Source organism: Ehrlichia chaffeensis str. Arkansas (assembly GCF_000013145.1).
GTDB classification, from domain to species: Bacteria; Pseudomonadota; Alphaproteobacteria; order Rickettsiales; family Anaplasmataceae; genus Ehrlichia; species Ehrlichia chaffeensis.
Map to the genome: position 1 here is coordinate 252,051 of NC_007799.1, position 12,404 is coordinate 264,454.

The following is a 12,404-nucleotide window of genomic DNA, read 5'->3' on the forward strand; positions in this document are numbered from 1 at the left end:
GTAATCCTTACTTCATAAGTTTTTTTTTCCATAACCCCTAATATATTCTTTATTTAAGAAAGGTATAAGCTGTATTTTAAAATAATTCTTATTATAACAATAGCGTATTGGCAATATACAGTTATATATGCACTCCTGCAAAGGAATCAGTGAAGGGAGAAAAATGAAGAAATTCTGAGGGTTGTAGTACCAGACTTCATGAGTTTTTTCCATAACTCCGTAATATATTCTTTATTTAAGAAAGGTATAAGCTGTATTTTAAAATAATTCTTATTATAACAATAGCGTATTGGCAATATACAGTTATATGTGCACTCCTGAGAGGAATCAGTGAAGGGAGAAAAATGAAGAAGTTCTGAGGGTTTATAGTACCAGATTTAACATTTCTAATTAATGTCTAAATAAAAACATCAATTCGAACTTTTTGTAATAATAATTGCATACTATTAAACTTGCAACACAAAATAATATATATTAAGTACGCTCTAGTATAGAGGATAATAAGCATAAAGTTTTATATTTTTTAATGCAATATTCGTTAATATTAGTCTGTATAAATTTAATATTATGTAATAAAGACAAATAAAATGTATTTAGTTTTTCTATGATTTTAGTTAACATTATACTAAATTGTATTTATGATATAATTGGTTGTTTTTATTAGAGAATATCTTGTATAAGTTTAATAATAATTTGGTTGAAACAATGGTAAGTGGTAATTTGTTTATAAGGTCATTGTCTTCTATATTGATTTGTGCTGTTGTATCTTTATCTTTGTATTTTGGAGGAATCGCCTTTTATATTTTGTGTTTTTTTCTTGCTATGGTTTCTTCTGTTGAGTTGTTTAATATTATGCAATGTAGAAGATTATATTATATTCCTGCATTTTTTATGATAGTAATACCTTATGCATCTTTGGTATATATTTATAATTTATTACATGGAGAGATAATCCTGATATGGTTGATTTTTGTTATTTGGGGAACAGATGTAGCTGCATATTTTGTTGGTAAAAATATTGGCGAAAAAAAAATAGTTCCTATGATCAGTCCTAATAAGACATGGGCAGGGTTGTTTGGAGGTATAGTTGCTGGAGCGTTTATTAGTGTTGTTATATCTGTAATTTTTGGAATATTTTTTGTATTCCATGCATTTATCGCAGGTATTCTTATAGCATTTGTTGCACAAGTTGGTGATATTACAGAATCTTATGTAAAACGCTTATGTAAAGTAAAAGATAGTGGGAGCTTTATTCCTGGACATGGGGGTATTCTTGACCGCATGGATAGTTTTATTTTTACTGCACCGTTGGTTGCTTATTATGTCCAGAAGTTTTCTAAATTTTTTCTAGCATAATAGCTGCCAGTTTTTTAATTTTTTATTACAATTTTTACGTTTTTTTTTGCATGTATTCTAGTTGTATTAGTTAATACTATAGCATATATAAATGTACCCAATTAATATATATTTCCCCTTTTACTGTTTGGTTATTTAAGTGATCAAATCACAAGCTTAACTTCATTTAATTAATAGTAGTGCAGGATGTTAGTATGTAGGTTTTTTCCTGTATACAGTTAATTTTTTAAATAAATTTCTAGCATTTATTATAATTATATGTTTTTATTAGATAAATTACTTAATTTTTTAAGTATTAGAAATTTATTTATGAGGTTTTCATGCGTAATATATCTAACCTTTTATATTTCTCTTGTTATTCAAAGTTGGGTGAGATAAGTGGAAGGTTATACAGTATGCATTGTGCTAGATTAGATGAGAAACCAGAGCTGTATAGACCATTTACTTTAAATGCAGGAGCATTGTTAAGACTTGCTAGTTATGCTTGTGATGCTTTAAGTGACCAAGCTGTGGTGGAACGTGTAAATTTAGATCGAGATGTTGTAGAAATTATAAAATTTGATGTATTGAATATTATAACTTCTTTAATTAAGGTATATAATAGTGTTATTGATATGCGTATTCATCCTGAACAAACAAATGATTTAGTATTTTCTGCAAAATTGTTATTACATGAGGTGAAAAACACTTTAAATAGGATGAGATGTTTATGCCAGAAATTAATAAAGTATAGTAATGTAATTGCAAGAGATGATTTTTTGCATATGTCTCTTGCTGTTCATAATCTTGATTTTTTTTCTTATAATATACAGGAGTACGTTGACGATATAAAATCTGCAATATCAGAGCCGTGTAGGTCAATGAGTATGGCAAGTGTTCCTGCTACAGAACGAGCAAAAATATCAAGTGAAAATTTTAATATATTAGAACCCTTAGATTTTAATAAGAATCGTTATTTATGTGATTTGAAGGATAAAGCTATATCTGAATTAGTTCCAGTATATGATGAATCTCTTACTGACTTGGGACTTAGATATGGATATGATATATCACTTTTGTTCAAATCTGTTATGATATCTACTCAAGAGTATAGGCAGCCTTTCTCTAAAGGATCACGATTAGTTATATTAAATTGTGGGAGAGTAGCATGCATTAATGATCTAAAAGATGGCTTTATTTTATATAATAAGTTTATAGTTTCTTTAGCTGAAGGTGGTGTTGTTTATAGTACTTCCTCTAATATAGGTTTAAGAGAGTTGTCTGGTTGTGATCAAGAAGCTCAAGGGAGGGTTTATAGTCCAGATTCTGTTTTATCTAGTAGTGATGAAGAATTGATAACTTCTTTGGGTAGTGCAGATAAAAATAAGTAATATGTTGACAGGTAATGAAACACTTTTTTTATGTAATTATTAGTACTAATTTTGTGATTACTAAAAGATTATTACAACATTTAAGCCTTTTGTTTTTATGCATTTTCAAAATAAATATTCTGTAATTTTATATGGTTACTGTTTTGTAAATATATGATTAGTAGTATTTTAATAAAATTATTAAAATATAAATAGTAGTATATAAAATATTTTTGTATTAAAACTTTTTCTTTAGTAATTTGTTTTTAATTTTGCATAGATGAAGAGTTTATTGGTGATTTTACATATTAAGTATAGTGTTAATTTTAGCAAATAGTAAATATTTTAATTAAAAAAAGTGGGTATTACTAATTAGCTGATATTTAAATGTAAATTATGTAAAAAAGTTAACCTAAATTATATAACTATATGATCTAACCATAATATCAATACTATTTTTGTAAAAGAATAGTAATAAAAGATGTTTTTTTTAAGCTTTTTCTTAATATCTTGTAAGAAAAATTAAATAGTACTAAAATATATTAATATTTATTATTAATTTTTAGGTGTTTTATGGCTGACAATCTAAGTAAAATGGAAAAAACCTTAAATATAATTCTTTTTATTATACTTTTTCCTATTATGTTACCAGTTTTTTTATATATTAAGTTAAGTGAAAAAATTAATAAAGCTGTGTCTGTACAAAAAGAGAGAAGCAAGATTAGTAGGGGAGCGAATAGATATGTTCAAGGGGTGTTAAGTAAATATAGTGAAGATACGTTAAAACATGATAGTCGTGAAAGACTAAGGTTTCGATATGCAACTTCTCTTATTATGCGTTCATTATATAGTATTACAACAGAGCATTATAGTATAGGTAATTATCATGATTCAGAACATTTGAGCGCATTAGAACAACTAGCTACGAAGATGGTCATAAGTCGTGGTTCTATAATGAGAGCTTATGCATTTGTTAGTAATTCTATACGTAGTGGTCAAGAAGATTGTGATTCTGCTGATAGTATTAAAGAAATAAAAAAGACTATAGCATTATTCGAAGAATTATATCAAAATAGCTCTGATTTCATGAGAAAAGCTGATGCCATTTATGCGGATGTTAAGGGCTCTGAAGTCTGTGAGAGAGTATTAAAAATGCATGACGCAAGTAAAGTGGTGAAATATAATAGTGAGTTTTGTATAAAAAAGCTTAAAATTATGTTAAAAAATGAAATTGCTGCAGCAAAGCGGAACGGTTTATGTAATACTAGTGTTGATGGAGTTTCTAATCCTGGTTTAAGTGCTGCTTAAAACATTGTTTTGTATACCATACATGAATTGTTAATGGGGCTAAAGCTCCATTAACAGGAATAATATCATAAGAAATATAATTTATATTGAATAATTTTATATGATTCATATTCATTATTTGAGACGAATTTGATGTGTATAAAAGAAAATGTGCTTAAGAAACTATGAATACTCTTGATGATAATTATAAAGTGAGGTTGAATTAAATTATAAATGTCCTTATTTGTAGTAACTATAGTAATTTCAAGCACCTTTTATTTATGTATTTGATATATTTAGATATTAAGAATAATTTTAAGTACGTTAACCTGTAGTAAGAATTACATAAATTGAATTTTTCAATATTAAAGCACCCTTATACTAATATTTTTAACATGTTCTAAATTAATGTAAAAGATTGTAAAGTAAGATAACGTATGATTGTTTAGTAGCTAGATTGTTAGTTAGTGTAAATTTAAAAAAGCATTTATGTTGCTTAAGTGTTAGTTGAAATGGGCGATTGAAGACTAAATTATAAATGATTATAGTTTGTATTTATAAATTTTATTTAAATTTATTAGATTTTAAATTAGGTAGAAGAATTTTTATAAGGTAAATTCTATTAATAGTTTATGATATTTTAATAGTTTGAAGAATTACATAAAAGATTTCTAAAGTGAACCGTTGGATTTTTGTAGCAATGCTTATGACTTTAGTGTAAAAGTTGTTCTATATTATTAATTTTTAACTTTTTGAAAATTTTAGTACATACTTACTCAGTGTAATAGTATATTTGTTAAAAATCTGGAAGTATTAAGTAATTGTTCTATTAGTAAGCTGCATGAATTTGTAAATGTATAGTTTATCCTAAATATTCTCGTAAAACATGTTTATATGTTTTATCTTAAAATCATGGGTTTTAGACTTGTCTTAGACATGTTATTCTAAAGGGAAATGGAATTTAGAACAAAAGATTTATGAATGTGTTTTCTTTTATTTCTAGGTTTAAGCAACTTTTTCGTATTTTAATGTTTTATTATTATTGTATGACTTTATGTAATATAATTTTGTAACTTTTTCAATATTTTTGCTGAAGTAGGTGTTCATATTACTGGTGGATTATAATCTGTGATTTTGTATTCTGCTCAATGGAAAATAAAGTTGATTATTGTATAAAAATAATCTGAGATATTGTGTGTAAAATGTAAAATTTGCTAGATACTACTAAACATAAACAATAATTCTTATTATTAATCATTATTAATCAGTTATGAAATTTTATGAAAAACTAGTTATGAATATGTGTGGATAGTATTTTCTAGGATGATATGGAGCAATGTAATAACTTGTTATCTAATAATTTCTGCATATGTTTTTGTGACTGATAGCACTTAATAACAGGGTATTTTTTGTTAAATTTTATTTAATATTATTAGTTAATATATTAAGTATATATCATTTAGTGTAGTTATTAACGTTAGTAGTGTGTAAGTTTACTTATATTAACTTATGAGTTTGCATTATGAAATACGGAACTTATTTAGCTATGGCTAGTCTTTTGATATGTATTATTTTTGCTTTAATGTTATATGGTATATTGAAAAAGTGTAGAACTTCTAGAGCAGTACTAAATGGAGTTGATACATTACCTAAGCATGTCTATAGTATTTCTAATAGTAGATTACATAATTCTATTCTTTGTTACTTAAAAGTAAAATTGAAAGAACAGTTAAAGGATTTTTGTGATAGAAATAATGTTGAATGTATAAAAGCTGAGTCTGCTCAATATGGTGTTTTGATGGTTAAAGTTGGATTTGAGTATGTGCAGCATCAAATGGCTTGTTTTATTAGTGAAATTCAGAATGATGATATTTATAAGAAAGCATTGTTGTTAGGTAATGTTATTTCTCAATCTGAAAACTTAATATTTGCGTACAGTGAATACCGATATGCTTTGATAAAATGTGAATTACAAAACATATTGTACGCTCGTATTTCATTAAGAAATATATTTAATCTAGTAAAAGATATAAAAGTAAAAGATCAGATTGAGTTAATGAAAACATATCATGCAAAATTAGATTGTGGTTTAGCTTTTATTGCTAAAGGACTTGGTTTTATTATGAAGGATGTTGGAGTGTTAGATGAATTTGATAGTATTCGAGAACTATGTGATGATGGATTCTTGTATGATGATGACTATTTAACTTTTACTTCAATATCTTTAAAAAGTATCGAAGGTTATACACATTAAAAGGTAGATTTTTTAAGATATATTGATTGATAATGGGATGTTGACTTATTCTGAAAACTATTTAGTATAGTGAATTCTATAATCAAGTAAAGATTTTAATATATTTCTGTATGTAAGGGGTACTGTCTCATATAGTAAATAGTTTTTATTTTAATAAAAATTATTAATATTAGATATGTATATCATGATTTGAAAGAAAAGTTGTATGGTGTATAAATTACATAATTAACATTAATCAGAGTTATTTTGATGTGATGGGTAATATGATGGAAATTTAAGAAAGTTATTGTACATGCGACTGTGAGTTGTGTAGTTTTTTTGTAAAGGCATATAGAGGTTGTGTATGTCTATGTTATAAGTACAGGAAGTTATAAGTTGTATAGTAGTCATATTTGTGAATGTGGGCATCGTTAGTATTAAGTTCATATCAAGTATCATGACTTGATGTAGTATGTTTACTTTTAATGAGTTCAAGAGAAAGTCTATAGGGGGGGAGGGTGGCTTGTAGAATTTGATTTTAGGTCTTTAAGATCTTTGAGAGAAATTACAGTAACTTGAATTATATGTAAATGAATCCTAATTTGGACTTTAAAGTAAATATTGCTGCTACACAACTTTATTTTTCGATATAGAATATAAAAGGCCAATTTACTTAATAGTGTGTGCTAATAAAGGTATAAATATTAATAAAAAATGCTAATAAAGAAATAATTTATAGATTTTTTCTCAAAGTTATTTTATGTTCTTAGAAAAGAAATCAGTGAGTTTGATAGTAATGTTTTGAAAAAAATCGATTTTTTTACTGCGGTTTTGATGTTGATAGCAATTTTTGTAATGCTTTTAATAATACTGATAGTTTCTTATAATATATGTTTTAGTAGAAGCATGTCAAAAATTTATCCAGTTGTTCAGAAAGAGGTAAGTGTTATGCTTGATATGAAACTTCAAGGAGCTGATCCGTCACATAATAAAGATTTCTTAAAAATTACTAATGCAATAAATTATATACGAGACCAAATAATGTTATTACGGTGTTCTTATCCACATAATTTGAGAGTTCAATGTGCAATGTTGAGTATGTTTTGTGTGAGGGCAAAAGCACGTATAATGGGTTTGTATCAAAATGAGGAAGGCTTCAGTGCAGAGGAAAAAGATGAGTTATCAAGTTTACGAATGAGTATGTACAGAGATGGTATAGAATATACTACAGAGTCTTTGCAATATGATATTATTAGGTTACTACAGTCTGTAGTTTCTTGTATTAACGGTTTAGTGCGGGGTCATACTTTATTTGTGTATTATGAAGAAGAACAGTGGATTTTGTGCCGCATTAAAGCAGCATATAAAATTTGTCAAGAAGGTATGCAATCTATTAATAAAGAAAAAACAGAATATGTACAAATTCAGTGTTTATTAGCTCCTACATTAGGATATACTTAATGTATATTATTTTTGTTGTTGTAAGTCTAATAGTATATAATTGTTATTTATATTATGTGAAATTCGAATTCATGTTTTATTTAGACATTAAGTAGAAATGTTAAATCTGGTATTACAAACCTCCAGAATTTTTCCTTTCCTTTGCTGATTCCTATTCTAGGAGTACATATATAATTGTCTATATTAATGTCTGTGTTACAAATACAGAAATTGTATTTTTGTGTAATGTCTGTATTATTATGTTCTTTTGTTATTTGTAGAATTTTGCATAGTTTTCCTGGACCATTAATAATAGTATTAGGTTTATTTTCAGATAATAATACTATTCCTCGAATGAGTACTGCAGCAGGGAATCCTTCTTGTTCAGTAACAACATTAAGACAGTAGTACATTCCATAAATAAAATAAACGTAGGAAAATCCTGGGCTACCAAACATTACAGAAGTGCGTTTTGTATAGCCACGTGCGGAATGTGCAGCTGGATCATCCTGACCTATATATGCTTCTGTTTCTGTAATAATACCTTGATGTTGATTAAACAGTAATTTTTTTCCTAGTAACTTGCCTGCAACAGTAAGTGATGATTGTTCATAAAAAGACTTTTTTAGTATATAATGTGGCACTGTGTATTTTTACTAGAAACGGCTTATTTATACTATACTAATAGTATATATTATATTGTCAATAATGAGGTTTCAGAATGAGTGATCAGGAAAAAACAGATACCAGTGGTAAAAAAGTGGATAAATTAAAAAAAGTTCATAATGCGGTATCCAAGGTTGCACAATTTATTGTAGGGGAGAGTTTAAGTTTACAGCTTAAGGAGTATAAGGTTAGTTTTTCTTATATTGTTGATAATACTACAGATTATTTGAAGTTAACTAATGTACAAGAGGTAAAAATCATTGAAAAAATCAATCAATTGAAGAATATTAATAATACTCTGTTGGAGAGGTTGTTTAATTTTTGGTTGCGTAGGAATAAACAGCTACTATATTGGCATATGATTTTTTTATTGGTTAATATTATCTTGTTGATTCTTAATGGGGATAATCTGGTTAAATTATCAAACCTGATAGTTGAAATTCTTATCAAATGGAAGGATGGAGTTGTCTCTCTTTATTGTTCTTAATTTTATAATTATATGTTGAGAATGTAGATATTTTGGTATTAAGCATGTTGCTGATTATTTTGAAATGAATATTTTATTTTTGTTAATATGATGAATGTTATTTTTTTACTATAAGATATTTGTACATTCTATATAACTGTTATAAGCATAGTATGCTAACTGGTGGTAGGATAATGTAATATACACGTAAATATTGTGATATTGAGTATGTATTTAATGTATTAGCATGGTGTTTATTATGTGTGATATCTGTATTACTGTTGGAATTTTAAGATAGTAGGTAGTAATTCTTGTTTTGTACTGTGTAGTTTATGAGAAATGAGTACTGTCAATAATAAGTAACACAATAACAGTTGGTATTGTAGTGTTATTTAAAAAATTATGCTATAATTAGCATAATTTAATAAAATAATAACATTTCAGTATAAGTTATTGTTTTTTTTTATGATGAGTAACAAATCCTCAGTTGTTGATGTATTGTAGAAATAATAGTGAATCTGGTTCTGGTCAATGTGGTATGGTAAATGTTACAGAAAGTGCTTATACCAATTTTGCTGAACAAGGCTTAGCATTAAGTGAAGATATACTATTGATATAATAAATTCTAGCGTGCCAGCAAAGAGTTAATAATGTGTTATAGGATAATGCTACAGGAGTAAAGTAATATAATGCAGAAATTTTTTGAAGATTTAGGAATACGATAATAACTATAAAATTCTATAAGCCCATTATGGTTACAGTGTAGATCACTTTAAAGGCTTATAAAGATTTTTTTGATATGGTGAATAATATGAATAAGTGTGGTGTTATTAAATCATCCTCCTTGTGTAAGTTCTGATATTGAATGCATGGACAAGACATTATCTATTATATAGAAAGATATTGTATTTAATAAGAATACTATATGCTAGAATGTCCAACTAAAAGTATCTAGATAATAATAGTTTGTCTACTGAATTAGGAATTGACTAACTAATGATATAAAAAATGTGGGAAATTTTTATACATAAGTGTTGTATTTTTATATGTGGAAATAATAAAAATGCATCATGACAAACAAATTTGTTTTTTGTTAGTAATTATTTTATGTTAATAAGTCATGTGTTTGACTAGGAGCAGTGGTAATATTAAAATATTGATAATAGTTGCTTTTGGTGTCAAGTTATTCTATAATTAATTAGTATCGTTCTTTCGGGTACGTCATATATTCAATATATCTTTATTAGTGTTCTTATAAAGAATACTTTTTAACAGATATCTAAGTAATACATAAGTTTCTTTGATTAGTGTGTTTTAATATATTGGGGGTTATGATTATGTCAGAGGGTCTTATTGTTGTAATAGCATTACAAGTTTTTTTACTCTTGCTATTGTTTATTTTTGCGCTCTATCATTATTGTATTAAGCCTTGTAGCAAATCAGGCAAGATGGGCTATGAGCGATTTGAAGGTGAAAATATTCCAAAATACGAAGGTGTGCTTGAACACTTTGAAGAGATGGATTATCTCCAGTTACAACAACGTGTTGCTGAATTAAGGCTTGCTTGTCGGATGTTAGACAAAGAAAGGGTGACAAATGACCGTACTTATGAAGAGTGTTTGGATTGGATGTTTTTTGTGTCTCTGACTCTTGACGAACTGATGGTAGAGAACAAGTTGGAATCTGACTATATTACACGCATGCGAGCACAATACCATCTGTTTAACCTGAGAATAATAGCAGACCAAGTTGCTAGACAACCTGCAGCTAATGTGGAAAGACAAGAAGATCTACAGGAGGTTGAGCAAAGCCCAAGTCCTCAAGTGGAAGGTACATCAGTAGCGTCTTGTTGTGGTCAAGAGAAACAAGCAGCTTAATGAGTTTTAGCATATGTAAATCCAAATGTTTAGTATTTGGGTAAGGTATTGACTGTTTAAATAATCAAATTTATGAATATGTAGTTGAGAGATTTGATTTCTGCTGTAGTGGTATTATTTTATTAAAATTTACATATTTATTTTTGTTAAAGTTAGAAAAATAGAGAATTATTTAATATAATTCGACATTATTGAGCTCTATAGTGAGTTTTAGGAATTTTAGAAAGTGAAGATTTGAAGTTATTGAGGGTATATGATTGTTTAAATATTTTCAAGTTTATTTATTGCTAGTAAAGTATGTTGTGATGCTCAAGTATTACCGGTATGTAATTTGTGATATGCTTATTACATTTCCGGAACTTGTTAATAGGTATTTACCATAAGACTAATAAGATCTATGAACAAGTTGTATGTAACGTTTCTCAAAATTTAAAAGGCATTTTAATTGTTAATTATTAAAGGAGATTATTCTTAAATAATGAAGCATTTATAAGTACTAAATGTTGTGGACTTTTGTGATTATAGTAGGTATTCTATTGTATATTTAATTTTAATACTTAAGTTATATACTTTTAATATGTACAGGAGCAGGAGAATACTGATATAATAGCAGGATTTTTCTAAGTGTGTGGTATTTCTACTTATAATATCAATATTAATTTATATTAGGGCATGTATGGGTACTGGAGCAATTATTGGTATAATTATAGCAATACTTTTGTTAATTCTTATTGCTCTTGTATTATATGTTTTATTCAGGACGTTTTTAAGGCCTGAATTATATGTAAGGTCAAATCTTTTTCCAACGGGTGTGGTGACAAATGTAGACCCAGAAAGAGATCTGCGTTCATTTATTATGATGGATTTTGAACGTCAAACAGCAGCTAATATGGTTTCTATTGTACGAGATATGAAGTTTCAAATATCTTCTATTCGGTGCTATAGAGATATATTATCTAGTCTCATCCAAGAAGACCAAGATACATTGCAACCAGAAATAATGGAACAAATACTTGAATTGATGTATAGAGCTCAAACGATTGATGAGCAAATACAGGATAGGCTAAGTAGCATAGGACAATTTACATTAGACATGGCTAATGCAGAAGATATTGCGTGTGTAACTTGTAATTATGAAGCATTGTGTAACATTGGACAGGAAATAGAAGCATGTATTCACTCAATATTTGATATAGAAGTGAATAGAACAACAGTTGCAGCATATACTATGAGCATTCAACTTATTATGTCTGAAGCTACACGAAAATTGTTTGTTTTGGTACCAATAAGAGACCTAGGGTTACCTACAGATGCCTCGCATAGTCAGGCAGCAAGTAGCATGGACAGATAAATTAGTTGTTTAAAAGTATTTAGTATAGAAATTTATAAGGGTAGAATAACTGTATGTTGCTGTATATTGTATTAGGAGCAATTTGCTATTAAATCAGATTCAATATATGGTTGGTATGTTAGTTGAAATATGTATGATTAAACAAATGGATTACGTAAAATAGATTACGTATTGGTTAATGTTATCTGTTGTATAGAGTGTTAATGCTCAAGGAGTGTTTACAATTCATAATACAGATCTGGAATTGTATGTTGTACCTTTTATTATGTCTGAATCTAGCTAAAAATTATTTGTTTTGACATCAATAAAAGACCGAGATGTTACCTACAGAAGAAGGCTCGCGTGTTCATATGGTCAGGGAGCAAGTAGCATGAACAGA

10 protein-coding genes are annotated in these 12,404 nt (G+C 27.5%); 9 read left to right on the forward strand and 1 reads right to left on the reverse strand.

Annotation, left to right across the window (positions count from 1 at the left end):
• The first annotated feature begins 705 nt into the window (after window positions 1–705).
• The 5 genes from ECH_RS01095 (at window position 706) to ECH_RS01115 (ending at window position 7,686) form a co-directional block, all read left to right on the forward strand.
• Window positions 706–1,356, forward strand: a complete 651-nt coding sequence (locus tag ECH_RS01095) for a phosphatidate cytidylyltransferase (protein ID WP_006010275.1) — start codon at window positions 706–708, stop codon at window positions 1,354–1,356.
• A 320-nt stretch (window positions 1,357–1,676) separates the two neighbouring features.
• Complete coding sequence (locus ECH_RS01100; protein WP_006010273.1) at window positions 1,677–2,726, forward strand: hypothetical protein; 1,050 nt, start codon at window positions 1,677–1,679, stop codon at window positions 2,724–2,726.
• A gap of 552 nt (window positions 2,727–3,278) precedes the next feature.
• A complete protein-coding gene (locus ECH_RS01105) occupies window positions 3,279–4,013 on the forward strand; it encodes a hypothetical protein (RefSeq protein WP_006010271.1) in 735 nt (244 codons plus the stop codon).
• Window positions 4,014–5,514: 1,501 nt separating this feature from the next.
• Window positions 5,515–6,246: a hypothetical protein gene (locus ECH_RS01110; RefSeq protein WP_011452500.1), complete on the forward strand. Its 732-nt coding sequence runs from the start codon at window positions 5,515–5,517 to the stop codon at window positions 6,244–6,246.
• An 885-nt stretch (window positions 6,247–7,131) separates the two neighbouring features.
• Entirely contained in the window at window positions 7,132–7,686 is a 555-nt protein-coding gene (locus ECH_RS01115; RefSeq protein WP_011452501.1) for a hypothetical protein, read from the forward strand.
• Window positions 7,687–7,766: 80 nt separating this feature from the next.
• Here ECH_RS01115 and ECH_RS01120 read toward each other — a convergent pair whose 3' ends face one another.
• Window positions 7,767–8,309, reverse strand: a complete 543-nt coding sequence (locus tag ECH_RS01120; protein ID WP_011452502.1) for a DNA-3-methyladenine glycosylase — start codon at window positions 8,307–8,309, stop codon at window positions 7,767–7,769.
• A gap of 77 nt (window positions 8,310–8,386) precedes the next feature.
• Between ECH_RS01120 and ECH_RS01125 the strand changes: the two genes are divergently transcribed.
• The 4 genes from ECH_RS01125 to ECH_RS01135 all read left to right on the forward strand — a co-directional run bounded on the left by ECH_RS01125 (window position 8,387) and on the right by ECH_RS01135 (window position 12,025).
• Window positions 8,387–8,818: a hypothetical protein gene (locus tag ECH_RS01125; RefSeq protein WP_011452503.1), complete on the forward strand. Its 432-nt coding sequence runs from the start codon at window positions 8,387–8,389 to the stop codon at window positions 8,816–8,818.
• 472 nt (window positions 8,819–9,290) lie between these two features.
• Complete coding sequence (locus ECH_RS05070) at window positions 9,291–9,416, forward strand: hypothetical protein (RefSeq protein ID WP_011452504.1); 126 nt, start codon at window positions 9,291–9,293, stop codon at window positions 9,414–9,416.
• A gap of 829 nt (window positions 9,417–10,245) precedes the next feature.
• Window positions 10,246–10,674: a hypothetical protein gene (locus ECH_RS01130; RefSeq protein WP_143485398.1), complete on the forward strand. Its 429-nt coding sequence runs from the start codon at window positions 10,246–10,248 to the stop codon at window positions 10,672–10,674.
• 676 nt (window positions 10,675–11,350) lie between these two features.
• Window positions 11,351–12,025, forward strand: a complete 675-nt coding sequence (locus ECH_RS01135; RefSeq protein WP_011452507.1) for an ECH_0282 family protein — start codon at window positions 11,351–11,353, stop codon at window positions 12,023–12,025.
• The last annotated feature ends 379 nt before the right edge of the window (window positions 12,026–12,404 follow it).

Excerpts from the sequence above, each read along its gene's own strand:
- ECH_RS01100 (WP_006010273.1), top strand. The coding sequence starts at position 1,677 with ATGCGTAATATATCTAACCTTTTATATTTCTCTTGTTATTCAAAGTTG.
- ECH_RS01115 (WP_011452501.1), top strand. The coding sequence starts at position 7,132 with ATGTCAAAAATTTATCCAGTTGTTCAGAAAGAGGTAAGTGTTATGCTT.
- ECH_RS01135 (WP_011452507.1), top strand. The coding sequence starts at position 11,351 with ATGGGTACTGGAGCAATTATTGGTATAATTATAGCAATACTTTTGTTA.
- ECH_RS05070 (WP_011452504.1), top strand. The coding sequence starts at position 9,291 with ATGTATTGTAGAAATAATAGTGAATCTGGTTCTGGTCAATGTGGTATG.
- ECH_RS01105 (WP_006010271.1), top strand. The coding sequence starts at position 3,279 with ATGGCTGACAATCTAAGTAAAATGGAAAAAACCTTAAATATAATTCTT.
- ECH_RS01110 (WP_011452500.1), top strand. The coding sequence starts at position 5,515 with ATGAAATACGGAACTTATTTAGCTATGGCTAGTCTTTTGATATGTATT.
- ECH_RS01125 (WP_011452503.1), top strand. The coding sequence starts at position 8,387 with ATGAGTGATCAGGAAAAAACAGATACCAGTGGTAAAAAAGTGGATAAA.
- ECH_RS01095 (WP_006010275.1), top strand. The coding sequence starts at position 706 with ATGGTAAGTGGTAATTTGTTTATAAGGTCATTGTCTTCTATATTGATT.
- ECH_RS01130 (WP_143485398.1), top strand. The coding sequence starts at position 10,246 with ATGGGCTATGAGCGATTTGAAGGTGAAAATATTCCAAAATACGAAGGT.